Here is a 23,080-nt window from a genome sequence, read left to right as displayed (position 1 = left end):
CCCTCGAGTCGCTTCAGTCCTTAAGTTAAAGGCAAAGTACGCCTTTATCTTAAGGCCCTCTAGCGCTTTTCGGGTCTACCAAGGCGCTTACGCTTTTCGTTACTGTCTAGACTCCAGCGCCTAGCCCCTGGACCCACACGAAGTGGGTTATGCAGCTGGGAGGGATTGAACTTCATCCCTCCTTGTTGCGACAGGACGTCTCAAACTTAGGCTGCCTTCTTCTGTCTTCAGTCCTTAAGTTAAAGGCAAAGAACGCCTTTATCTTAAGGCCTTCCAGCGCTTTTCTTATACAAAATAAAAAAGCGCCAACAGCTGGCGCTTTTTCAATCAACAATTTGTAAATGCTTAATACAATTAAACAACTCGCATAGGTTTCTATCTTCTTGCAGTTTAATAATAGTGATTGATGTGTTTTGCAAGTCTACAGTTAAATCTTTGTAAGGAACAAGCTCTTTTATCAATCGACCAATAAATCCACCATGACTGACAACTAAGATTCGTTTATCAGGATGCAATTCTTTCATTTCCTTTATGAATTCAAGCCCACGTAAAATAATTTCCTCCTGGGGTTCGAAACCGAGTTCGAGCTTTTTCCACGAGTGCCCCCATTTTTTTACCCGCTCATTTTCCGTCATTCCTTCAACCAAGCCGCCACCTGATTCCCGCAGGCGATTGTCTGATAAGAGACGGATAGTAGGCATACTGTCCGCGATGATTTCAGCTGTTTTTGCAGCACGAATTAAAGGACTTGTGTAAATAACATCCCATTGTTCGCCGGAAAGCCTTTCCGCTACACGGTGCGCCATCTGAATTCCTTCTTCGTCAAGTGGGACATCTGTACTCCCTTGCGCTCTACCTTCTTTGTTCCACGCGGTAACACCATGACGTACAAATCCAATTATCGTAATCGTAAACACCCCTCACTTTAAATGTATTTATCAGTCAATTTCAAGTGTTCTCATACGACATATCCGAGTGATCTTAGCACATTATTCATAAATGATTCCGTATATAAGTAAACTTCCTCACGCTCCGGTTCTTGATAAACGTCATGATACAACCGTTTCCATTGCTTATATTGAAACTCAGAAAGCTCCTGTCGGATTAACCATTTCTTAGCGAGTGCTATATCTGAGATTTTATCATCTTCTGCAATATGCATAAGTACTGGTATATCATGAATACTTCTTTCATTCTGAACCACCAATTTCATGAATGCCTGTAACTCTTTGTACCAGGCTACGGTGCTTTCAGCTGTATAAAAGTCATCTTGCTTTGCTTCTTCATATAAATCACTATTGCGTGTTAACATCTCAATGTCAATCTTATGATTCAATTTCATGGATGACGAGAATTTTGTCAATACGCTCGAAAATTTAGGCGGCTGATGACGCAACGCTAACCATGGAGAGCTGAAAACAACCCCTGCGCATTCTATTTTCTTTCGCTGTAATAGACGCATCACGAAGGTAGCACCCATTCCATGTCCTAAAATGAACAAAGGTAAATTATCATCGAGACCGACTGCTATTAATTTCTCCACGTATTTAGCGTATGTAGTAAATTGTTCATCATGGATTTCTCCTCCGCCTCCTACACCATGTCCAGGTAAATCACCTGTAACGACGTGAAAGCCGCTGTTTCGAAGTTTCTGAATTAGCCATGCATTTCTACTATGATGTTCGTACACATTATGGACGATGGCCACGACTGCTTTCGGCTGACCCTCAGCTTCCCATTTCCACATGGTCATCTACCCCTTATCTATATTGTTCTTTTATCTATATATTTCCCCATTTATCTACAATAAAAACCTAATCTTTGTTACGATAATTATACACTACATAAAGAAAAGAGGAGAGCATCATGATTTATCCTTATAACGGAAAAACACCGGTAATTGATCCGTCTGTCTTCATTGGCGATTACACAACGATTTCAGGAGATGTGACGATAGGTCCCGAATCGACAATTTGGTTCAATACGGTAATCCGCGGTGACGTATCGCCGACAATTATTGGACGAAAAGTAAATATTCAAGACTTGTGTTGCCTTCATCAGAGTCCGCAGTTCCCGCTTATTATTGAAGACGAAGTAACAATCGGACACCAAGTAACGCTGCATAGTTGCACGGTGAGAAAAGGAGCACTTATCGGCATGGGTTCCATTATTTTGGACGGTGCTGAAATTGGCGAGGGCGCATTCATTGGCGCAGGCAGTCTGGTACCACCTGGTAAGAAGATTCCCCCGAATATGCTGGCGCTTGGGTCTCCAGCAAAAGTTGTGCGTGAGCTAAATGACGCAGATCGCGCAGATATGGAGAGGGTTGTTCGGGAATACGCAGAAAAAGGACAATACTATAAGAGCCTGCAAAAATAACGGAAGAGCTGCCCTAATAGGCGGCTCTTCTTTTTTCATGAATAAACAAATCTGCTCCATACTACAACTAATTTCGCAAGCTACGCGACAATGATGCTGAACTGTACAATGGACACTAATTTAAATCCCCTATCAAAAAAACGCTGGAAGCCAAGGAAATTCCCCTGCTTCCAGCGTGTACAGCAAATTACTTCGCAGCCAGTTCTTTTAATTCTTTAGCTTTGTCTGTATGTTCCCATGGCAGATCGATATCTGTGCGGCCGAAGTGACCGTACGCAGCCGTTTGTTTGTATATTGGACGACGTAGATCAAGCATTTTTATGATACCTGCTGGACGAAGGTCAAACAGTCCTCGCGTAAGTTCAACAAGTTTGCTTTCCTCGACTGTACCTGTTCCAAACGTATCGATAGAAATAGAGACGGGTTGTGCTACACCGATTGCATAAGCAAGTTGGACTTCACAACGGTCTGCAAGTCCTGCAGCGACGATGTTCTTCGCAACATAACGAGCCGCATATGAAGCTGAACGGTCCACTTTAGTCGCATCTTTCCCTGAAAACGCGCCGCCGCCATGACGCGCGTAACCACCGTATGTATCGACGATGATTTTACGGCCAGTTAGACCCGCATCTCCTTGTGGCCCCCCTATTACGAAACGGCCAGTTGGGTTAATGAAGTACTTTGTGTCTTCGTCAATCAAGTTCTCTGGTACGACAGGATTGATAACGAATTCTTTAATATCACGCTGAATTTGTTCAAGAGATGTTTCAGGGTGATGTTGCGCTGAGATAACAATTGTATCAATTCGTACGGGCTTATTGTTTTCATCATATTCAACAGTGACTTGCGTTTTTCCATCCGGGCGTAAATACGTAAGTGTTTCATCTTTGCGCACTTGTGCAAGTCGGAATGATAATTTGTGGGCTAAGCTAATTGGTAACGGCATTAGTTCCGGTGTTTCATTGCAAGCATAACCGAACATCAAACCTTGGTCACCTGCTCCAATCGCTTCAAGTTCATCTTCTGTCATTGAACCTTCACGCGCTTCAAGTGCCTGGTCAACGCCTGCAGCAATGTCAGCTGATTGTTCATCGATTGCAGTAAGAACTGCAGATGTTTCCCAATCGAACCCGTATTTTGCACGTACATAGCCAATTTCTTTAACAGTTTCACGGACAACTTTCGGAATATCGACATATGTCGTCGTCGTAATTTCCCCTGCAACTAGGACAAGTCCTGTTGTAATTGTCGTTTCACATGCAACACGTGCATTCGGGTCTTCTGCCAATATGGCATCTAAAATAGCATCCGAAATTTGGTCACACATTTTGTCTGGATGTCCTTCAGTTACCGATTCTGAAGTAAAAAGTCTACGGTTTGTCATTTTATTTCCTCCTTATATCCTACGAGATTGATACGGTACTCATATGTCCCATGTAGAGTCTCTTCATAATGAAGAAAAGACTACAAGCCATTGCGAGCTCTATACACGAGGATTAAGGGCGATATCATATAAAAAGCCCTTCGCTCACGTAATAATACATGAGGAAAGGCATGATTTCAAAAGCACCTTTCACTCTTATCATACAAGGACTGTGCCTTGCTACAGGTTTGGCACCTTCGCGCAGACAAAACGTCTTTGCAGGTTGCCGGGTTTCATTGGGCCTGACCCCTCCACCAGCTCGGGATAAGAGTATCCGTTCAACTATATATGCTACGAAAAATCTCAATGCATGTCAATTCTTTTTACCCATTTAGCATATAATACTTGAGGTTTCAATTAGTATAGTTTATTATTCTTAATGTGTTATACTAATTCAATAATGTTATGACACCCAATTGATTGGGACTATATGTAAAGGACGGTACATACTTATGATATCTGCAAAAATTAGCGATGACCTTAACAAACTTCTTTCTGGAAAAAACGTGAATATTCAACTTTCAGTTTCACAACTTGTTGAAAAATCAATTTCACGCGGTGAAGCTCAACTGACATCAGACGGAGCGATTACAGCTCAGACAGGAAAGTATACAGGTCGTTCACCTAAGGACAAATACATTGTCGAGGAAGCGTCCTCCAAAGACAAAATCGATTGGGGCAACGTCAATCGTCCAATCTCTTCCGAAATATTCGATTCACTATATAATAAAGTAATTGCCCATTTAAAAGCAAAAGATGAGCTGTTCGTCTTCAAAGGTTTTGCTGGCGCAGATCCGGCGTCACGTCTATCCATTCAAGTTGTGAATGAATTCGCATGGCATAACCTGTTTGTTCACCAGTTGTTCATCCGCCCAACTGAAGAAGAGCTGTTAAGGCACGAAACACAATTCACAATTGTATCAGCTCCTTCATTTAAAGCGAATCCTGCAATTGATGGTACAAATTCAGAGACATTCATTATTGTATCAATGGAAAAACGTATTGTTCTCATTGGCGGAACTGAATACGCTGGAGAAATGAAAAAATCAATCTTTTCAATCATGAACTACTTACTTCCTGAACAAGGAATTATGCCTATGCACTGTTCAGCAAACGTCGGTGAAGACGGTGACGTTGCATTATTCTTCGGTCTATCTGGAACAGGCAAAACGACACTTTCAGCAGATGCTAACCGTAAATTAGTTGGAGATGATGAGCACGGCTGGTCAGATACTGGCGTATTTAACATCGAAGGCGGCTGCTACGCAAAATGTATTAATTTATCAAAAGAAAAAGAACCTGAAATATTCGGCGCAATCGGTTTCGGTTCCGTTTTAGAAAACGTTGTTATCGACCCAGAAACACGCATTCCTAATTACGATGACGGTTCACTTACAGAAAACACGCGTGCAGCTTATCCGATCCAAGCAATTGATAACATCGTCGATCCTTCGGTTGCTGGTCATCCGAAAACAATTGTTTTCTTGACGGCAGATGCGTTTGGTGTACTTCCTCCAATCTCAAAATTAACGAAAGAGCAAGCAATGTATCACTTCCTAAGCGGTTTCACATCGAAACTTGCTGGAACTGAGCGTGGTATCACATCACCTGAAGCAACATTCTCAACATGCTTCGGCTCACCATTCCTTCCGCTACCGGCGACAGTATACGCTGAAATGCTTGGAAAGAAAATCGATGAACATGATGCACAAGTTTTCCTTGTCAACACAGGCTGGACTGGTGGCGTTTATGGCGTTGGCAAACGTATGGAACTTAAATACACGCGCGCTATGGTACGTGCAGCACTTGCCGGGAAATTAAATAACGTTGAAACAGAAACAAACGGCGTATTCGGTCTTGAAATGCCGACATCCATTGAAGGCGTTCCTACAGAAGTGTTGAACCCACGCAATGCATGGACTGACGGAGACGCTTATGATCTAAAAGCTAAAGAATTGGCAAACATGTTCCGTACGAACTTCAAGAAATTCGGTACAGTATCTGATGATATTACGCTTAAAGGCGGACCAATTGCATAATTAACAATCAAAACAGAGTAGCACATTACATGTGCTACTCTGTTTCTTTACTCTTTAAACTTTTTATTTCAAAATCATAATTGGAACTTCATGTTAAGTCAACCAAATCCACAAAGCTTTTCACTTTGAAAATAATTTGACTCTATTCATATCCCTTGTCTCTTCATCCAACTGGTCAGATCACGTACTAGCTGTGTATTCATACCTGGTGGGATGAAATGTGTATACTCTGGGAAATACCACGTTTCGTATACTTTTCTGTTTTCACGCAGTGCGTTTTCCAACAATACAGCCTGTTGGAATGAAACATTCGTATCGAGCATCCCATGAATGATAAGTACAGGCACATTGACTTCATCTACCCGAAAAAGTGCCGTCCTCTCCCGATATTCATCTGGCATATTATTCGGTGTTCCTCCGATAACTCTTTTCATCATCCGCCGCATATCTTTCCGTTCATTGTATGTAAAAATGACATCTGACACTCCCGCCCACGTAACGACTGATGTAAGATCATCCCGTAAAATGGCCGTCCAGAGTGCCATGATGCCTCCTCTTGAAAAGGCAAACAAGTGGATTCTTTCCACGTTGGTCTTTGGATTTTGCTTGAGCACATCAACAGCATTCACTGCATCTTGGCGATCTGCCCCAGCAAACTCGTCTCTACCTTCCCCTCCACGGTTCCCACGATAATAAGGAGCGAAGACTACAAACCCTTGAGAAGCGAACTGTGCAATTCGAGCAGGACGAACCATACCGACATGCTGTATGCCGCCTCGCAAGTAGATGATGCCTTCATAGTTCCCTTTTGCAATGGGTTCCGCCATAAGTCCTTTCACTTTTAACCCATCTGACAAATATGTAATTTCTTCAAGACTCACGTTCGGATTTGGCGAAGGATACGGTCTCCGATGAATAATAGCCCCGTCATAATTCATGTGCTTCCACCCACCCTCTTAACGCTTCCATTCCTGTATCTTTCATAAGGAAACTTAATTCTTCACACTGTGCAAGTTCTTCACTAGTCATCCAGATTGCCCCTCCAGTTTCGTGAAGTACTGGGTTTTCATCAATTTCCACAACTTTTCCGGTGAAAACAGCTTTGCAGAATGTGCTGTTACTTCTAACAATATATTCGGCAAAATTGACGAGATCCGTAATCGTCACGCCTGTTTCTTCAATCGTTTCACGAACAACTGCTTCCTCGATTGTTTCTCCAGACTCTGCTTTACCACCAGGAAATTCAACACCTCTCATTAAATGCTGAGTAAGTAACCATTTCCCATTATGTTTAAGTACAACAAGGACGTGCCGAGCTGACATTCCATTTTGATTTGCTCCGAAAGTCAGCTCAACACGGCCACCATGTACATCATTGAAAACAAGCATTGCAATCACGTCCTTTCAAACAGTTTAGCGAAGGACAGCAATTCTTTCAACGAAAATACGGAAGCTCCTCGATAAACCGCTTCGACTTTTCATCCGTAAATTCATGAATTAGCGCATACAATTTCATTGTACGTTGATCAACCTTTTGATTATTCCGACCATAGTGATAAGGCAAAAATGGCAAGTGAGACCTTAGGAAATTTCGGTATTCAAGTTCATCTATCTGGTTAAATAAACGATGAAAAACCGGAACATACTCACGTTCGACATCGACTTCAAATTCCCAAGGCGAATCATCCGGGTAATGATATATTTGCTGATGCATGATTGAAACATACATTTTGTATTTCTCCATGTTAACCCTCCTTTTTTTCTTTTTAGCATGGCTTAATATGAAAAAAGCATGCATCCCCTTTTACTGGAGATGCATGCTTTTTCGTAATTTACGCTTGAACGTCAATAGAAGCTCCTTTGTGAGGATGGGCCGCAACAGGCTGTTCTGATAAACTTTTCAGCATATCTGTTGCCGCTGCAGTGTTCATTGAAAGAGCGTTGTTTAACACGCTCAACTGAACAGTCGATTGCAAACTCCTCAATTGACTTGACATTATGGAATTCATATCCACTTACCATCACTCCTTTCACAAGCTTATTATCGGCATTTATCTGCAATTTTCAATGAAAAGCTATTATTTATTGTCTTCACCGAGGAATGCATTAAGCATCCACTGGTGTTTTTCAATACTTTGGTATGCTGCGTTCAACAAATCTTCTGTCATGCCATCGCCATCTTTAGCTGCCAACTCCATGCCTTTTTTCAAGGATTTCATTATTTCACCGAAATCACTTACTACGGTCTTGACCATTTCATCGGTTTTCTCTTTGCCAGTCGCTTCTTTTACGACAGAATGCTCCAGATGTTCTTTCAAAGTAGCTACCGGATTTCCGCCAAGCGTTAAAATACGTTCAGCGATTTCGTCCATATGCAACGTTGCTTCATTGTATAGTTCTTCGAATTTAACATGCAAAGTGAAAAATTGATGTCCTTTAACATACCAGTGATAATTATGTAATTTCGCATACATTACTGACCATGTAGATACTTGCATATTCAATTCATTAATAAGCTCTTTAGACATAATAAATCTCTCCCTTTTTTGTTAGAATTAATTCGTCTCTCTGTTAATTTACCACCTAAGCATCTACAATAAACATCAATGCTTTAATTAAGGAGATTTTTAAATGAAAAAGGTATTAATAGGCATCATTAAACTATATCAAAAAGTAATTTCACCACTTACACCACCTTCATGCCGTTTCTATCCAACTTGTTCTCACTATGGGATTGAAGCGGTGGAAAAACATGGCGCATTAAAGGGTTCATGGCTTGCGGTGCGCCGAATTTCAAAATGCCATCCGTTCCATGAAGGTGGTTTTGATCCCGTACCGGAGAAAGAATCGCGTAAGAAATAACTTACATATCAAGACGGTCAGGCAAAAATGCTAGACCGTTTTTTTTTCGATTAAAATAAATCCACTTATTTAGTTGCCAAATTAGAAACTCTCTTGTATGATAAACAAGCCAGTTACCTAAATCGTAATCATTACTATTAAACAAACGGAGGATTCTAACTAATGAACAAGAAACTTTTTTTTATCGTTTCTCTAATTTCAATAATACTACTCTCTGCTTGCAGCGATAAATCTAAAACTGAAGAAAAGGCTGCAACTGGGACAGATAAGTTGTCTATTTATACGACAGTATACCCACTCCAATACTTTACAGAGCGAATCGGAGGTGACCATGTTGAAGTGAAGTCAATCTACCCTGCAGGTGCAGACGAGCATACTTTTGAGCCTACACAAAAAGATATGATGGCACTTGCGGACTCCGATTTATTTTACTATATCGGGCTTGGTCTTGAAGGTTTCGTGGAAAACGCAGAGAAAACGATGAAAAATGAGCATGTAAAGATGATTGCCACAGCAGAAGCAATTCCTGATGAGATGCTGGATGAAGGTCATAGTCACGATGCCGATACCAACGGCCACGAAGAAGATGTTGAACATGATGAGGATAGTCATGAAGAACATGAAGGCCATGAAGGTCATGATCATAGCGGTATAGATCCACATGTATGGATTTCACCACTGCTCAGTGTAGAACTTGCAACTTCTATCAAAGATACATTGATAGCATCTAAACCTGAAATGAAAGACGAATTCGAGAAGAACTTTGAACAGCTGCAAGTAGAACTTGTCGAACTTGATAACAAATTTAAAAAGATGGCTTCCAAGTCTCCCTCTAAAACATTCTTTGTTTCACATGCATCATTTGGCTATTTAGCCGAATCATACGGTCTTGACCAAGTTGCCATTGCTGGACTGAATTCACAAAGCGAGCCGTCACAAAAACAATTAGCCCAAATTGTGAAAGAAGCTAAGAATCAAGAAGTACACTATGTCCTATTTGAGCAAAACGTATCATCGAAGTTGACGGATGTCGTGCGAAAAGAAATCGGTGCTGAATCACTTATGCTTCATAATCTCGGTGTGTTAACAGTCGATGACGTAAAAAACAACGAAACTTATTTCACTTTGATGGAACAAAATCTAGAAACGCTTCAGCAAGCGCTTAGCGGAAAGTAAATGAAGAAAAGGCTGTCCTGCATACCAGGTTTAATCTGGTATACGGCACAGCCTTTTCTTTATTTGAATGGATTGCTGATACGGTTTGGAGTTGCACTCACAGCTTCACTTCGTCCCTACTCCCAATCCAATAACTCTTTCAATTTTCTACGCAACAACTTATTCGATCCATTACGCGGCAGTTCATCAACGAAGTGGAATGACTTCGGTACTTTGTAACGCGCCAATCGCTTTTCACAAAACGACATCAAATCAGCTTCTGTCACAGTTCCCAATACTACGACAAAGGCAATCGGAACACTTCCCCACTCGGGATGTTCTTTCCCACAAACGCCTGCCTCTCGGACATTTGGATGCGCTGCCAGTACATTTTCAATTTCTGCTGGGTAAATATTTTCGCCACCTGAAATAATCAAGTCAGATCTTCTATCAACGATGTACAAATAGCCTTCAAAATCGAGATAACCAATATCCCCTGTCGGAAGCCAACCATCTTCTAATGGTTCCAATTCAGCGAAACGACCGATATATCCAGGTGTGACATGCGGACCGCGTATACATACTTCGCCTTTTTCATCGGGAGTTTTTGTTCCTTTGATTTTGATTTGATTGAAAAACAACGGTTTGCCTGCGGAACCCATCTTCCTTATGGCATCGCTCGCTGCTAATGTCGCTGTTTGTGAACTGGTTTCCGTCATGCCATATGTTTGGAGAACAGGAACTCCCAGCACTTTTGCGCGGTTTAAATAAGCGATTGGTACAGGGCCACCACCTGCCAGCATCGATTTAAATGAAGAATGTGCGACCCTGTTTCCATTTTCAAGTTCACGCAGTACTTTATCCAATGTAAGCGACACAACAGACATCCGAGTGACCGAACCGTCCCCTACTGCTTTTGCAGACTGAACTGCATCAAACTTCTCATGCAACTGGACCTCCATTCCGTAAAGAACAGAACGAACAAGAATTGAGAATCCGCTAATATGGAATAACGGCATGGCGCAAAGCCAAATATCATTTTCGTCAAGTCCGAGATTCAAAACTGATGATAATGCACTTGAAACGTGATTGCCTGCTGTTTGACGGACACCTTTCGGAAAACCAGTCGTGCCTGATGTATACATAATCGTAATGGTCTTGTCGGATGGCCAAGTGTCCTGGACGACAAGTTTATGTTCGGCACTGTCTTGAATCGCAGAAAATAGAAGCTGACGTACCGGCGAATCAGTAATCATACTACTCAATTCATCCGACACAATAACCATCGTTGCGCCTGAATCATCCAATTGATATGCTATTTCTTTTTTCGTCAATCGACTATTCAGCATGACTATTTCCAGACCCGCCAGCATACATGCGTGAATGATGAATACCATTTCTGCGTTGGAAGGTCCAAGTAATGCAATTCGATGCCCTTCATTCAGGCCGTTTGCTTTTAATTTCCCTGCTAGTGTTAATGCTTGCAGCTTCAGTTGTGCGAATGTCCACTTTTCCCCTTCGAACGATAAAGCTGTTTTTTCAGGCGTTAAATAAGCCCGCTGCATCAACCAATTCGGAATCATACCATCACCATCCATTCAGAAAAAGCTGCCCGATTAGAGGCAGCTTTCTTAGTTATTATCCAGTTTAATCGCTGTCTAGGCTTCAGGCGCCAGCCCCTGGAGTCGCTGCAGTGGAGAGGGATTGAATTGCATCCCTTCTTACTTGCTAAAAAGGCAAAGTCCGCGCCTATATCTTCATGCCTTCCGACATACAGAACGAACTAGTGTCGACGTTGCCACAGGACGTGGCGAATTTAGTCGGCCAGCAGGGAGGGATTGAACTTCATCCCTCCTACTTTTCGGGACTAAACGGCGCCTTACGCTTTTCTTTAATTAAGGAAAACGCGGGAATTGTCCGAAGTCCGGTTTACGTTTTTCTTTGAACGCATCGCGGCCTTCTTTCGCTTCGTCTGTTGTGTAATAAAGAAGTGTTGCGTCACCAGCCAATTGTTGAAGACCAGCAAGTCCGTCCGTATCCGCATTCATTGCCGCTTTTACGAAACGAAGTGCTGTAGGGCTCATACCAAGCATCTCTTCACACCATTGGACCGTCTCGTCTTCCAGTTGCTCATAAGGAACCACCGTGTTGACTAGACCCATGTCAAGTGCTTCCTGTGCGTTGTATTGACGGCAAAGGAACCAGATTTCGCGCGCTTTCTTATGCCCAATGATTCGTGCCAGGTAGCCCGAACCGTAACCTGCGTCGAATGAACCGACTTTAGGTCCTGTTTGTCCGAAAACTGCATTTTCTGCTGCAATCGTCAAATCACAAACGACATGAAGTACATGTCCGCCGCCAATTGCATAACCTGCAACCATTGCTACAACCGGTTTCGGTATAACACGGATTAGACGCTGTAAGTCCAAGACGTTAAGGCGTGGAATTTCATCGTCTCCAACATAACCACCATGCCCTCGTACGGATTGGTCTCCGCCTGAACAGAATGCTTTCTCGCCTTCGCCTGTTAATACGATGACTCCAATGCTTTGGTCGTCCCGTGCGCGTGAAAATGCGTCGATTAGCTCCATTACCGTTTTAGGTCGGAATGCATTGCGCACTTCCGGACGGTTGATTGTTACTTTTGCAATCCCGCCATACTGCTCATATTTGATGTCTTCGTATGTACGTATTGTTTCCCATTGACGTGTCATAATGACCCTCCTCGATTTTTCAATGCTAAAATATGTTCCTCTATCATTGTAGCAAATGTATTCAGTTTTTCCACATGAATTGCATGTCCAGCATTTTCTATCGTTTCATGGCGGACATAAGGGAATTCTTTCTCCATTTCCCGGGAAATATTTACGAACTTCTTGTCGAGTTCCCCCGTTATGAGCAGAACAGGTAGTTTGATTGTTCCTAGACACTCCCAATAGGAGGACTGGCTACCTGTACCGATTCCACGTAAGCTCCTTGCAAGGCCGACTTCACTCTGACTAAGTCGTTCATTCCTCAGGGTCAGCTGTTTTTCTTCCGACAAAGTCTTCTGAGATGCGAATAAGGGAATATTTCCCCAAAAATCGATGAATGCCGGCATTCCATCCGTTAAGATTCTATCTGCCAGCCGCCTGTCAGCTACTTGTCGTTCTTCTCTTTCCACTTTCGTCTTCAATCCTGGGGAAGAACTCTCGAGAATCAATGACGATACCCGCGTCGAATGATGTGTCGTATACGCTAGTGCAACGCGTCCTCCCATTGAGTAACCGACCAAAATGAATTGATCAAGCGAAAGCTCAGCAAACATTTCTTCGAGGTCCTCGACTTGCTCCTCCATTGAATAGCGGTCAACATTTTCCGGAATACTCGATTTCCCATGTCCTATTAAATCGACAGCAACAATGCGAAATTTACCTTTGAGCAAATTTGCAACCTCACGCCATGATGCTGTGCTTCCTGTAAAGCCATGTAAGAAAACGATGGTAGGTAAATTCTCTCCACCATTGATTTCCACATTCATATCAATCCCACGTACATGGATAGTCTTTTCATTCATCATGATCAAGTCTGTCCGTGATCTTTGTCCACAGGTCACGGTGGGCTTTCACATTCGCTTGACGATTTGTGAACACTTCAATAATACGCACCGGTTTCTCTTTCGCTTTAACGAGCTCCATTTCGAACTCTTCTGGCGTGTGGATCGCAGAATACTGCGCATCATACATCGCCGCAATATGGCCGAATGTTAAGCCGGTCGGTGTTCCGAACAGTTCTTCGAAATGATTGCCTGCTTCAGCTTGTGGAAGGTACGAGAATATTCCGCCTCCATCGTTATTGATAATAACAATGGTCAAATCTGCCTCGTGAAAACGAGTAACAATGAGTCCGTTGACATCATGTAAGAACGATAAATCGCCAATCAACAGCCATGTAGGTCGCTTTCTTGCCGCCTGGACACCAAATGCTGTCGATACAACACCATCGATACCATTCGTTCCGCGATTCGCAAATATTGTAATATCCTTATTTGTTTTCCTGAAAAACGTGTCAACATCGCGGATTGGCATGCTGCTGCCACTTACAAGATCGCTCCCTGTGGGAAGATACGCAAATAACATTTTTGCAAATATCCCTTCATCCCCAGCAACACCCTTATGATTATTTGTAATCATAGATGCCGCGGCATTCGCCGTCGTCCACAACTCTGTATACGATGTTTTCGGTTTATCCACAATAATTTGCATGACTGTTTCGCATGAAGTTTGGATATGATGCGTCACAACACCGAGCGAATCCCTAAATTCCGGCGATTCATCCACTGCAATAACTGTAGCTGGTCGTACCTTTTTCAAGTAAAGCGACAGCGGCTTCGCTACCGGCTGTGCACCAAAACGAATTACAGTATCAGGCGCGGCTTTCTCCTTGAATACATCACTTTTCAATAGCGCGTCATAATGATCGATACAGAGCGCAAGGCATTGTTCAGGCACTTCCGTGCGAAGATTCGATAGTGGATCGCATAATACTGGCCATTCGAGTGCTTTGGCAAATTTCCAAAATGCTACTTTATCGAAACCTATCGGCATTTCACCGGCAATGATGAAGCCTTTTTCCGCCTTTGCAAGCAACTGTGAAATTTGTTGGGCAGTTGATGCATCCAAGCAATCTGCACTTTTGATTCGTTTTTGGAAAGTTGATTTTGGCGGTTCTAAATCAAAATCGATAAGCAGTGGTTCCCGAAACGGCACATTCAAGTGAACTGGTCCGCGTGGAGCTGAAGTTGCAACTGATAACGCACGACTGACATGCCGGTCGATAAAGTCATCGATATCTGGATTTTTTTCCGCAAGCGGGAAATCTACACTATATTTCACATGCTCACCGTACATTCTGATTTGGTCAATCGCCTGCGGTGCACCGACTTCCCTTAATTCATGCGGTCGGTCTGCAGTAATAACGATTAGCGGGATGCGCGCATAATATGCTTCTGTTATTGCAGGGTGATAGTTCGATGCCGCGGTACCTGACGTACAGAGAAGGACTACAGGATTACCTGAGGCCTTCGCCAAACCTAGAGCGAAATAGGCAGCCGATCGTTCATCGACTTGCATATAGACATCAAGGTCTTCCGTTGATGCGAAAGCATAAGCAAGTGGTGTCGAACGAGAGCCGGGACTAATAACTACCGATTTCACATCCGCCATCATCAAAGCAGCCGTCATTCTTCGAACATAATCCGTCAACACTGTACGGTTATCCATTCAGTTTTCCTCCCAACGCCCGCATAACCGGTCTAAATTTCACCCATGTTTCATCGTATTCTATATCTGGTTCTGAATCTGCTACAATTCCTCCGCCAGCGTACAAATACGCACTATCGCCGTCGAGAAGTGCCGAACGTATTGCCACAGCAAATTCACCATTGCCAGCTGTATCTGTCCAGCCAATTGGTGCAGCATAATAACCCCGATCCAAGTTTTCCTCAGAACGGATTATTTTCATCGCTATATCAGTTGGGACTCCGCCAAGTGCCGGTGTCGGGTGAAGTGCTTTAACCAAATTGAAAATATCCGTTCCTTTTTCAACTTTTCCTTCAACTGGCGTAAACAAATGCTGAATATCACGGACTTTCATCAATTTTGGTACTTTCGAAATTTTGATGTCCGTACAAAATGTCTTAAACACTTGCGAAATCATATTAACGACATATTGATGCTCTTCCCGATTTTTGCTATCTTCAAGAAGTTCATCACCAAGTTCACGGTCTTCAGTTGCCGACTTGCCCCGTCTGATAGAACCTGCGACACATGACGAGTACGCACGGCCATTAGTTATTTCAATCAGACGCTCTGGAGTAGCGCCGAAAAATAACTGACCATCTTTTTGTAAACCAAAGTGATAGCTTTCTTGCTGTTCATTTGAAATATGATGGAGTGCAGTGACAGCAGGCACTTCATCTGCAAAATTAAGTTTTACCGAACGTGCAATTACCACTTTTTCAGCTTCACCATTGTTAATTTTCTTTGTGACATCTGCAACTGTTTCCATATAATGTTCTTTCGAAATTTCCTCTATTGACACGACTTTCGGTTTTGTAAGCAAAGCGGATTCCTCGACTTGTGCGATATGAATTAGACGATCTCTTTCATCCCTTAACCTCTCAAACTTTTCTGCCGCATCATCACTCTCTGTTACCATATTAATGGAAATTTCCGTTTTACCATTCGTAATCGACAACTGGAAAGCAGGCACAACGAAATGAGCGGATGGAAAAGCATCCCACTCTGTTTGCTTAACACTTTTCGGATCAAACGAGAAACCACCAAAAAGAACAGGTTCCCGATCATTTTCTTCTCTAATAAGAGCAGCACATAATTTTTTCCATTTATCAGAAATGTGCTTGAAACGATCATCAGTTCCATCGCTTGTTAATACCGTAGCATGTCCAATTCCAACAAGCGTTAATGTTTTATCTGCATTTTGCCAATAGAAACGTTCATCTTTATAACACGAATCCCCTGCTTCGAAAAACGCAAGTGGTGATATTCGCCCCGCATCGACAGTTTCTGTGAAAAATCGTAACTCATTCTGCCTAACTTTTAATTGAGATTCGCGGGTAGCGGTCAACTTCCGATTCATTTTTTTCCCTCCGTACATTCATTCGACTGATTAAGAGCATATACCTATATACTATCATACCGAATTTGCTGTGTTTGAGCACATAATAAGCAGTTCGTATGTTCACTCCACCCATTTTGGAGTACAATGGATAGGGTTATTAAAAGGATAGGGAGAGAACCATAATGCAACAGACAATAAAAGCGGATACAGGCTGGCGTATTTGGTGGCAACTTACTCGGCCACACACACTAACAGCAGCCTTTGCACCTGTATTTCTCGGTACTATGATCGCATTAACTTACGGGAAAATCCATTTCCCTTTATTCTTCGCCATGCTCATCGCGAGTGTCTTCATACAAATGGCAACGAATATGTTCAATGAATATTATGATTTTAAAAGAGGGCTTGATACAGAACAATCCATTGGCATCGGCGGTACAATCGTACGTAATGGTGTAAAACCAAAAACTGTGTTGAATCTTGCCTTTATGCTCTACGGAATTTCTGTTCTCATCGGTATCTACATATGTATGGAAACGTCCTGGATGCTCGCAGTCGTCGGCATCCTGTCTATGATGGTAGGTTACTTTTATACAGGAGGACCATACCCAATCGCCTATACACCATTCGGAGAACTGTTTTCTGGTGTTGTCATGGGAATGCTACTTATCCTAATTGCATTTTATATTCAAACGGGCATAGTAACGACTGAAGCAGTTTTACTATCCATACCAAGTATGTTGCTTGTCGCAGGTATTATGCTAGCTAATAATATACGCGATTTAGAAGGCGATACGGAAGGCGGGCGAAAAACACTTGCTATTCTTGTGGGTCGCTCTAATGCAATTACGATTCTAATGGTATTTTTTATTATTTCTTATGGCTGGGTCATTGCTATGATCGTCTTTGGTCATCTTACTCCTTGGTCGTTGCTTGTATTTCTTAGTGTCAAAAAACCAGTTGGAGCGATTAGAGTGTTCCGAAATAACCATATTCCAACCCATGTAATGCCTGCAATGAAAAATACGGCTGTTACGAACACATTATTCGGATTGTTATTAGGTATCGGAATACTCATTGGACATCTTCTTTAGATAATAAAAAAGCCTGAAACTTCGATTTATCTCGATGTTTCAGGCTTTTTTTTCAAATGTTTAGATGGGACAAGAAAAAGGGAAGGTAAGTAACGAGAAGGTAAGCAACGAAAGTCAGCGATCTATAATTTTGTCTATTAATCACGATGGATATGAGCATACTGTTGTTATTACAAAAAAGGAAGTGACCAAACGTGTTAAACGATAATCAAAAAAACACTCTAAAAAAAGAATTATATGAAATGAAGGAACATTTATCAATAACAGAAGAAGAAACAGATATTAAAGATAGTGTTCAAGAAAATTCCGGCGAGCTGTCGATGTATGACAACCATCCCGCTGATTTAGGTACAGAACTGTATGAAAGAGAGAAAGACATGGCTCTGCATGTACATGCTGGCTCTGAACTAGAAAAAGTGGAAAGCGCCTTACAAGCGATGCAAGAAGGCTCTTATGGAAAGTGTGAAGTTTGTCAAAAAGATATACCATTTGAACGACTTGAAGCAGTTCCTTACACAACTCTTTGCATCGACCATGCAACGGAGCAAGAAGTACCCCACGACCGGCCTGTCGAAGAGGACACGCTTACCATGGCAAACCCGAATTCATTTTCCGGAGCAGCTCGAGATGGCGAAGACAGCTTCCAGGAAATCGCAAAATCTGGAACATCAGAAACCCCTTCCGATTTCATAGGCGATCGCGACAACTATAATACGTTATACGATAGCGGGATCTCAGACGGCGCAACCGAAGAATTTGAAGAATTCATAGGCACTGACATAAACGGCAAGTCACGCGGTTTCATTAGATCTGATGCTTCAGAGAAATATGAGGCAGAACTGGATGATGAAGGAATCGAATCCCCTCTCGGAGATATTCCTTATCATGAAAATGACGGTTATATCGAGGGTAACGAGAAGTAAAAAGAAACTCCATCGGCATTTTAGCTTTATGTTGTTTTTTTCAGCATGTTTAAGTTCACGTGTGTAGTTGCTTGTGGGTTGCTGTGGATAGAACGACCTCTTTACTATTGCCGAGATGTCTTGATATGTAGGAATGCGACAGACAACTATTCCCAATAGGAGTATCAAGGAGGAATGAACTACAATTCCTCCTTAAATCTGTCGTGAATATTTCGCTGCAAGCGGACCGGAAATGGTTCAGTGAAAATGGAGGTTTTCAAGCCTTTCTTACCATGGGTTCTTTATTTCAGTATATATAGTTTTTAATTTCAGGAAACTATATATGTTGAAGTATCGAGTACTGTATATAAACTAGTGTAGGCGCCTTACTAGTGTCCAGCAACTGGACACCGGGTAGCCGAAGCCATAAGACCGGTAGCGAAGCTACCTGGCTTATGGCGAGAGGCATCCCCTAAGCGCCGAAGCGGTATTTAATGGAATCATTCCATTAAACCTATATAGAGAACTTTCTATACGCAAACTAAAAAGTAGCTTTACGAGTTCATTAAGAACTTGTAAAGCTACTTTTTTGTATGACCCCTACGGGATTCGAACCCGTGATACCGCCGTGAAAGGGCGGTGTCTTAACCGCTTGACCAAGGGGCCAAATTATATATGGCGGAGAAGGAGGGATTCGAACCCTCGCACCGCTTTCGCGATCTATACCCTTAGCAGGGGCACCTCTTGAGCCGCTTGAGTACTTCCCCATATATAAATGGCTCCGCAGGTAGGACTCGAACCTACGACCGATCGGTTAACAGCCGATTGCTCTACCACTGAGCTACTGCGGAATGGTGGGCCTAAGTGGACTCGAACCACCGACCTCACGCTTATCAGGCGTGCGCTCTAACCAGCTGAGCTATAGGCCCTCTTGGAGCGAGTGAAGGGAATCGAACCCTCATCATCAGCTTGGAAGGCTGAGGTTTTACCACTAAACTACACTCGCATAATAATGGTGGCTCAGGACGGAATCGAACCGCCGACACAAGGATTTTCAGTCCTTTGCTCTACCGACTGAGCTACTGAGCCACATAGTTGGTTTATAGTAAGCTGCTAGCTTATTCTAAACTTTTTAGTATTAATAAAAATGGCGGTCCCGACCGGGATCGAACCGGCGATCTCCTGCGTGACAGGCAGGCATGTTAACCGCTACACCACGGGACCATTTTGGTTGCGGGGACAGGATTTGAACCTGTGACCTTCGGATTATGAGCCCGACGAGATACCACTTCTCCACCCCGCGACAACAGTAGTATTACTTTTAAATTTTTATCACTAGTTAAAAATGGAGGAGGTAGAGGGATTCGAACCCCCGCGGGATTTGACTCCCCTGTCGGTTTTCAAGACCGATCCCTTCAGCCGGGCTTGGGTATACCTCCATGGCTGTTACAAAGTTTAAAATTTTATAAGAATAATGGTGCGCCCGGCAGAAGTCGAATCCACAACCTCCTGATCCGTAGTCAGGTGCTCTATCCAATTGAGCTACGAGCGCATATGAGTAAAAAAATTATTTATGTCGAGAACCAAAATCTACCATGAAATTTCAAATTCTACGACTGAACTAATTTCGTTTTATAAGTGCGGGTAAAGGGAGTCGAACCCCCACGCCCGAAGGCACTAGATCCTAAGTCTAGCGCGTCTGCCAGTTCCGCCATACCCGCAATATAAATTATGACCAACAAGTCATAAAAATGGTGAGCCATGCAGGATTCGAACCTGCGACCCTCTGATTAAAAGTCAGATGCTCTACCAACTGAGCTAATGGCTCTAACAATGGTGGAGGATGACGGGCTCGAACCGCCGACCCCCTGCTTGTAAGGCAGGTGCTCTCCCAGCTGAGCTAATCCTCCTGGGTTAAATTGTAATGACTTATTAAAGCAGCAGTTACACTTGTTTATATGTGCTAATAATGTGTAATACAAGCCCAGCAACGTCCTAGCCTCGAAGGTGCTCTTAAATAAAGAGCTGCACAACGAGTTCAGAGTGAACTGTTGAACAACCCTTTTTTATGACCCCTACGGGAATCGAACCCGTGATACCGCCGTGAAAGGGCGGTGTCTTAACCGCTTGACCAAGGGGCCAAATTATATATGGCGGAGAAGGAGGGATTCGAACCCTCGCACCGCTTTCGCGATCTATACCCTTAGCAGGGGCACCTCTTGAGCCGCTTGAGTACTTCCCCATATATAAATGGCTCCGCAGGTAGGACTCGAACCTACGACCGATCGGTTAACAGCCGATTGCTCTACCACTGAGCTACTGCGGAATGGTGGGCCTAAGTGGACTCGAACCACCGACCTCACGCTTATCAGGCGTGCGCTCTAACCAGCTGAGCTATAGGCCCTCTTGGAGCGAGTGAAGGGAATCGAACCCTCATCATCAGCTTGGAAGGCTGAGGTTTTACCACTAAACTACACTCGCATAATAATGGTGGCTCAGGACGGAATCGAACCGCCGACACAAGGATTTTCAGTCCTTTGCTCTACCGACTGAGCTACTGAGCCACATAGTTGGTTTATAGTAAGCTGCTAACTTATTCTAAACTTTTTAGTATTAATAAAAATGGCGGTCCCGACCGGGATCGAACCGGCGATCTCCTGCGTGACAGGCAGGCATGTTAACCGCTACACCACGGGACCATTTTGGTTGCGGGGGCAGGATTTGAACCTGCGACCTTCGGGTTATGAGCCCGACGAGATACCACTTCTCCACCCCGCGACAACAATAGTATTACTTTTTTTAATTTTTACCACTAGTTAAAAATGGAGGAGGTAGAGGGATTCGAACCCCCGCGGGATTTGACTCCCCTGTCGGTTTTCAAGACCGATCCCTTCAGCCGGGCTTGGGTATACCTCCATGGCTGTAAATAATAGTGGTGGACCTTGCAGGACTCGAACCTGCGACCGGACGGTTATGAGCCGTCTGCTCTAACCAACTGAGCTAAAGGTCCTTTAAAATGGCGGCAGAGGGGATCGAACCCCCGACCTCACGGGTATGAACCGTACGCTCTAGCCAGCTGAGCTACGCCGCCTGGATACTTAATATAGAATAATAATGGTGGAGCCTAGCGGGATCGAACCGCTGACCTCCTGCGTGCAAGGCAGGCGCTCTCCCAGCTGAGCTAAGGCCCCAATGAAGGAGAATATTATTTAAGCAACAAATCTGCTTAAAATGGTGGCTTCTTTAAGCGGTCAAGCTGCTTAAAAAGCTAAATGGTCGGGAAGACAGGATTCGAACCTGCGACCCCTTGGTCCCAAACCAAGTGCTCTACCAAGCTGAGCTACGTCCCGAAGAATTATAGATTTAAAATAATAATGGTGCGCCCGGCAGAAGTCGAATCCACAACCTCCTGATCCGTAGTCAGGTGCTCTATCCAATTGAGCTACGAGCGCATATGAGTGAAAATAATAATTAATGCCGAGAACCGGAATCGAACCGGTACGGTAGTCACCTACCGCAGGATTTTAAGTCCTGTGCGTCTGCCAGTTCCGCCACCCCGGCAAAAATATGGAGCGGAAGACGGGATTCGAACCCGCGACCCCGACCTTGGCAAGGTCGTATTCTACCACTGAACTACTTCCGCATTATAAGTGCGGGTAAAGGGAGTCGAACCCCCACGCCCGAAGGCACTAGATCCTAAGTCTAGCGCGTCTGCCAGTTCCGCCATACCCGCAATATAAATTATGACTAACAAGTCATAAAAATGGTGAGCCATGCAGGATTCGAACCTGCGACCCTCTGATTAAAAGTCAGATGCTCTACCAACTGAGCTAATGGCTCTAAAAGTGGTGCCGGAGAAAGGACTTGAACCCTCAACCTACTGATTACAAGTCAGTTGCTCTACCAGTTGAGCTACTCCGGCTAATAAATCGTTTAAATCTGCAATGAATTTTCTTTAAAACAAAAGTTCGTGTTTTAAAAAAAATGGTGGAGGATGACGGGCTCGAACCGCCGACCCCCTGCTTGTAAGGCAGGTGCTCTCCCAGCTGAGCTAATCCTCCTGGGTTATATTCGAAATGAATGTCTTAATGATGCAACAATTACATTGCCTTCATTGTTCTATGTATTAATTACTCGTCCCACTTTTAAGTGAAGAGCAAGTTTCTTATTACAAAGACTTTATCTGTATGTAATAAACCGTACAGGACCGGCGGCGTCCTACTCTTGCAGGGGGAAACCCCCAACTACCATCGGCGCTGAAGAGCTTAACTTCCGTGTTCGGGATGGGAACGGGTGTGACCTCTTCGCAATCGTCACCAGACCTGCATCATCTTTTCTCAAAGACAATATTTATTATACCATGCTTTACGATAATTGCAAGTACTTTTTTTAAAAAATGAACGATACTTATTCGCTCAAAACTGAATAAAACAGACATTGTGCTACACAGAATCAGGGTAATCAAGCCCTTTTCAAAATTGGTTAAGTCCTCGATCGATTAGTATCCGTCAGCTCCACACGTCGCCGCGCTTCCACCCCAGACCTATCAACCTCATCTTCTTTGAGGGATCTTACTTACTTGCGTAATGGGAAATCTCATCTCGA

Annotated in this window: 19 protein-coding genes, 33 tRNA genes, 2 rRNA genes and 1 riboswitch; of the genes, 6 read left to right on the top strand and 48 right to left on the bottom strand. The window is 43.4% G+C overall.

The genetic code is table 11. The features are described from left to right. Positions 1-323: 323 nt before the first annotated feature. Entirely contained in the window at positions 324-917 is a 594-nt protein-coding gene (locus FQ087_RS00270) for a histidine phosphatase family protein (protein WP_370456019.1), read from the bottom strand. 41 nt (positions 918-958) lie between these two features. Then, entirely contained in the window at positions 959-1,747 is a 789-nt protein-coding gene (locus FQ087_RS00265) for an alpha/beta hydrolase (RefSeq protein ID WP_149578577.1), read from the bottom strand. A gap of 119 nt (positions 1,748-1,866) precedes the next feature. On the opposite strand from FQ087_RS00265, the gene FQ087_RS00260 reads away from it, so the two are divergent. After that, complete coding sequence (locus FQ087_RS00260) at positions 1,867-2,379, top strand: gamma carbonic anhydrase (RefSeq protein WP_149578576.1); 513 nt, start codon at positions 1,867-1,869, stop codon at positions 2,377-2,379. Positions 2,380-2,566: 187 nt separating this feature from the next. On the opposite strand, the gene metK is transcribed toward FQ087_RS00260, so the two are convergent. Then, positions 2,567-3,763, bottom strand: coding sequence for a methionine adenosyltransferase (metK, locus tag FQ087_RS00255; RefSeq protein ID WP_149578575.1), 1,197 nt, complete (start codon positions 3,761-3,763; stop codon positions 2,567-2,569). 192 nt (positions 3,764-3,955) lie between these two features. Next, positions 3,956-4,073, bottom strand: a riboswitch (SAM riboswitch). 181 nt (positions 4,074-4,254) lie between these two features. Between metK and pckA the strand changes: the two genes are divergently transcribed. Then, positions 4,255-5,841: a phosphoenolpyruvate carboxykinase (ATP) gene (gene pckA / locus FQ087_RS00250; protein ID WP_149578574.1), complete on the top strand. Its 1,587-nt coding sequence runs from the start codon at positions 4,255-4,257 to the stop codon at positions 5,839-5,841. A gap of 146 nt (positions 5,842-5,987) precedes the next feature. Here pckA and FQ087_RS00245 read toward each other — a convergent pair whose 3' ends face one another. From FQ087_RS00245 to FQ087_RS00225, 5 genes are all read right to left on the bottom strand, one after another. Then, a complete protein-coding gene (locus FQ087_RS00245) occupies positions 5,988-6,779 on the bottom strand; it encodes an alpha/beta hydrolase family protein (protein WP_149578573.1) in 792 nt (263 codons plus the stop codon). After that, positions 6,769-7,230, bottom strand: a complete 462-nt coding sequence (locus FQ087_RS00240; protein WP_149578572.1) for an NUDIX domain-containing protein — start codon at positions 7,228-7,230, stop codon at positions 6,769-6,771. Before FQ087_RS00240 ends, FQ087_RS00245 begins: the two co-directional genes overlap by 11 nt. Positions 7,231-7,276: 46 nt before the next feature. Continuing rightward, on the bottom strand, positions 7,277-7,585 hold the full coding sequence (locus FQ087_RS00235) for a transposase (RefSeq protein WP_255452098.1): 309 nt from the start codon (positions 7,583-7,585) through the stop codon (positions 7,277-7,279). A gap of 88 nt (positions 7,586-7,673) precedes the next feature. Beyond that, positions 7,674-7,850: a putative motility protein gene (locus FQ087_RS00230; RefSeq protein WP_255452097.1), complete on the bottom strand. Its 177-nt coding sequence runs from the start codon at positions 7,848-7,850 to the stop codon at positions 7,674-7,676. A gap of 69 nt (positions 7,851-7,919) precedes the next feature. Beyond that, positions 7,920-8,369: a Dps family protein gene (locus FQ087_RS00225; RefSeq protein ID WP_149578569.1), complete on the bottom strand. Its 450-nt coding sequence runs from the start codon at positions 8,367-8,369 to the stop codon at positions 7,920-7,922. A 103-nt stretch (positions 8,370-8,472) separates the two neighbouring features. Between FQ087_RS00225 and yidD the strand changes: the two genes are divergently transcribed. Both yidD and FQ087_RS00215 read left to right on the top strand, forming a co-directional pair. Next, positions 8,473-8,703: a membrane protein insertion efficiency factor YidD gene (yidD, locus tag FQ087_RS00220; protein WP_149578568.1), complete on the top strand. Its 231-nt coding sequence runs from the start codon at positions 8,473-8,475 to the stop codon at positions 8,701-8,703. A 162-nt stretch (positions 8,704-8,865) separates the two neighbouring features. Continuing rightward, positions 8,866-9,879: a metal ABC transporter solute-binding protein, Zn/Mn family gene (locus FQ087_RS00215; RefSeq protein ID WP_149578567.1), complete on the top strand. Its 1,014-nt coding sequence runs from the start codon at positions 8,866-8,868 to the stop codon at positions 9,877-9,879. A 116-nt stretch (positions 9,880-9,995) separates the two neighbouring features. Here the strand turns inward: FQ087_RS00215 and FQ087_RS00210 are convergent, their stop codons facing one another. The 5 genes from FQ087_RS00210 to FQ087_RS00190 all read right to left on the bottom strand — a co-directional run bounded on the left by FQ087_RS00210 (position 9,996) and on the right by FQ087_RS00190 (position 16,497). Further along, a complete protein-coding gene (locus tag FQ087_RS00210; protein ID WP_149578566.1) occupies positions 9,996-11,441 on the bottom strand; it encodes an o-succinylbenzoate--CoA ligase in 1,446 nt (481 codons plus the stop codon). A gap of 312 nt (positions 11,442-11,753) precedes the next feature. After that, positions 11,754-12,572: a 1,4-dihydroxy-2-naphthoyl-CoA synthase gene (gene menB, locus FQ087_RS00205; protein ID WP_149578565.1), complete on the bottom strand. Its 819-nt coding sequence runs from the start codon at positions 12,570-12,572 to the stop codon at positions 11,754-11,756. Next, positions 12,569-13,417 (bottom strand): 2-succinyl-6-hydroxy-2,4-cyclohexadiene-1-carboxylate synthase, encoded by an 849-nt coding sequence (menH, locus tag FQ087_RS00200; protein ID WP_255452096.1) that lies wholly within the window; start codon positions 13,415-13,417, stop codon positions 12,569-12,571. The genes menB and menH overlap by 4 nt, the downstream gene beginning before the upstream one ends. Continuing rightward, complete coding sequence (gene menD, locus FQ087_RS00195; RefSeq protein ID WP_149578564.1) at positions 13,407-15,119, bottom strand: 2-succinyl-5-enolpyruvyl-6-hydroxy-3-cyclohexene-1-carboxylic-acid synthase; 1,713 nt, start codon at positions 15,117-15,119, stop codon at positions 13,407-13,409. The genes menH and menD overlap by 11 nt, the downstream gene beginning before the upstream one ends. Continuing rightward, the gene (locus FQ087_RS00190; protein ID WP_149578563.1) at positions 15,112-16,497 is read right to left on the bottom strand and encodes an isochorismate synthase; all 1,386 of its coding nucleotides are present in this window, start codon (positions 16,495-16,497) and stop codon (positions 15,112-15,114) included. Before FQ087_RS00190 ends, menD begins: the two co-directional genes overlap by 8 nt. Before the next feature lie 164 nt (positions 16,498-16,661). Here FQ087_RS00190 and FQ087_RS00185 point away from each other — a divergent pair, with 164 nt between their 5' ends. Together FQ087_RS00185 and FQ087_RS00180 are read left to right on the top strand one after the other, a co-directional pair. Then, entirely contained in the window at positions 16,662-17,573 is a 912-nt protein-coding gene (locus FQ087_RS00185; RefSeq protein ID WP_149578562.1) for a 1,4-dihydroxy-2-naphthoate polyprenyltransferase, read from the top strand. 194 nt (positions 17,574-17,767) lie between these two features. Then, positions 17,768-18,496, top strand: coding sequence for a TraR/DksA C4-type zinc finger protein (locus FQ087_RS00180; protein ID WP_149578561.1), 729 nt, complete (start codon positions 17,768-17,770; stop codon positions 18,494-18,496). A 573-nt stretch (positions 18,497-19,069) separates the two neighbouring features. On the opposite strand, the gene FQ087_RS00175 is transcribed toward FQ087_RS00180, so the two are convergent. The 35 genes from FQ087_RS00175 to FQ087_RS00005 all read right to left on the bottom strand — a co-directional run. Further along, positions 19,070-19,141, bottom strand: a tRNA-Glu gene (locus FQ087_RS00175). Positions 19,142-19,151: 10 nt separating this feature from the next. Further along, a tRNA-Ser gene (locus tag FQ087_RS00170) sits at positions 19,152-19,242 on the bottom strand. A 9-nt stretch (positions 19,243-19,251) separates the two neighbouring features. Continuing rightward, positions 19,252-19,326, bottom strand: a tRNA-Asn gene (locus FQ087_RS00165). A gap of 1 nt (position 19,327) precedes the next feature. Continuing rightward, positions 19,328-19,404 (bottom strand) — tRNA-Ile (locus FQ087_RS00160). A gap of 3 nt (positions 19,405-19,407) precedes the next feature. Beyond that, positions 19,408-19,481 (bottom strand) — tRNA-Gly (locus tag FQ087_RS00155). 7 nt (positions 19,482-19,488) lie between these two features. Then, positions 19,489-19,564: transfer RNA gene (locus tag FQ087_RS00150), tRNA-Phe, on the bottom strand. A 59-nt stretch (positions 19,565-19,623) separates the two neighbouring features. After that, positions 19,624-19,699: transfer RNA gene (locus tag FQ087_RS00145), tRNA-Asp, on the bottom strand. 4 nt (positions 19,700-19,703) lie between these two features. Continuing rightward, a tRNA-Met gene (locus FQ087_RS00140) sits at positions 19,704-19,778 on the bottom strand. 43 nt (positions 19,779-19,821) lie between these two features. Continuing rightward, positions 19,822-19,914: transfer RNA gene (locus FQ087_RS00135), tRNA-Ser, on the bottom strand. A gap of 36 nt (positions 19,915-19,950) precedes the next feature. Then, positions 19,951-20,027, bottom strand: a tRNA-Arg gene (locus FQ087_RS00130). An 87-nt stretch (positions 20,028-20,114) separates the two neighbouring features. Next, positions 20,115-20,196: transfer RNA gene (locus FQ087_RS00125), tRNA-Leu, on the bottom strand. Positions 20,197-20,227: 31 nt separating this feature from the next. Beyond that, positions 20,228-20,303: transfer RNA gene (locus tag FQ087_RS00120), tRNA-Lys, on the bottom strand. A 6-nt stretch (positions 20,304-20,309) separates the two neighbouring features. After that, positions 20,310-20,385 (bottom strand) — tRNA-Val (locus FQ087_RS00115). Between the two features lie 159 nt (positions 20,386-20,544). Next, positions 20,545-20,616, bottom strand: a tRNA-Glu gene (locus tag FQ087_RS00110). Between the two features lie 10 nt (positions 20,617-20,626). Continuing rightward, positions 20,627-20,717, bottom strand: a tRNA-Ser gene (locus tag FQ087_RS00105). Between the two features lie 9 nt (positions 20,718-20,726). Then, positions 20,727-20,801 (bottom strand) — tRNA-Asn (locus tag FQ087_RS00100). Position 20,802: 1 nt separating this feature from the next. Continuing rightward, a tRNA-Ile gene (locus FQ087_RS00095) sits at positions 20,803-20,879 on the bottom strand. A gap of 3 nt (positions 20,880-20,882) precedes the next feature. Then, positions 20,883-20,956 (bottom strand) — tRNA-Gly (locus tag FQ087_RS00090). Between the two features lie 7 nt (positions 20,957-20,963). Continuing rightward, a tRNA-Phe gene (locus FQ087_RS00085) sits at positions 20,964-21,039 on the bottom strand. 59 nt (positions 21,040-21,098) lie between these two features. Next, positions 21,099-21,174, bottom strand: a tRNA-Asp gene (locus tag FQ087_RS00080). 4 nt (positions 21,175-21,178) lie between these two features. Next, positions 21,179-21,253: transfer RNA gene (locus FQ087_RS00075), tRNA-Met, on the bottom strand. Between the two features lie 45 nt (positions 21,254-21,298). Further along, positions 21,299-21,391, bottom strand: a tRNA-Ser gene (locus tag FQ087_RS00070). A gap of 17 nt (positions 21,392-21,408) precedes the next feature. Continuing rightward, a tRNA-Ile gene (locus FQ087_RS00065) sits at positions 21,409-21,485 on the bottom strand. A gap of 7 nt (positions 21,486-21,492) precedes the next feature. Then, positions 21,493-21,566: transfer RNA gene (locus FQ087_RS00060), tRNA-Met, on the bottom strand. A gap of 24 nt (positions 21,567-21,590) precedes the next feature. Next, a tRNA-Ala gene (locus FQ087_RS00055) sits at positions 21,591-21,666 on the bottom strand. Between the two features lie 82 nt (positions 21,667-21,748). Beyond that, positions 21,749-21,825: transfer RNA gene (locus FQ087_RS00050), tRNA-Pro, on the bottom strand. A gap of 25 nt (positions 21,826-21,850) precedes the next feature. Beyond that, positions 21,851-21,927 (bottom strand) — tRNA-Arg (locus FQ087_RS00045). Between the two features lie 23 nt (positions 21,928-21,950). Further along, positions 21,951-22,036, bottom strand: a tRNA-Leu gene (locus FQ087_RS00040). A 7-nt stretch (positions 22,037-22,043) separates the two neighbouring features. Continuing rightward, positions 22,044-22,118, bottom strand: a tRNA-Gly gene (locus tag FQ087_RS00035). A gap of 8 nt (positions 22,119-22,126) precedes the next feature. Further along, positions 22,127-22,208 (bottom strand) — tRNA-Leu (locus FQ087_RS00030). Between the two features lie 31 nt (positions 22,209-22,239). Further along, positions 22,240-22,315: transfer RNA gene (locus tag FQ087_RS00025), tRNA-Lys, on the bottom strand. 6 nt (positions 22,316-22,321) lie between these two features. Next, positions 22,322-22,397: transfer RNA gene (locus FQ087_RS00020), tRNA-Thr, on the bottom strand. A gap of 63 nt (positions 22,398-22,460) precedes the next feature. Next, positions 22,461-22,536, bottom strand: a tRNA-Val gene (locus tag FQ087_RS00015). 144 nt (positions 22,537-22,680) lie between these two features. Next, positions 22,681-22,796 (bottom strand): 5S ribosomal RNA (rrf, locus tag FQ087_RS00010). A gap of 157 nt (positions 22,797-22,953) precedes the next feature. Continuing rightward, a 23S ribosomal RNA gene (locus FQ087_RS00005) occupies positions 22,954-23,080 on the bottom strand; the annotation flags it as partial.

The organism is Sporosarcina sp. ANT_H38, from assembly GCF_008369195.1.
GTDB lineage: Bacteria > Bacillota > Bacilli > Bacillales_A > Planococcaceae > Sporosarcina.
Note: the sequence above shows the minus strand (reverse complement) of the source record. Positions and strands in the feature narration are given on the sequence as shown.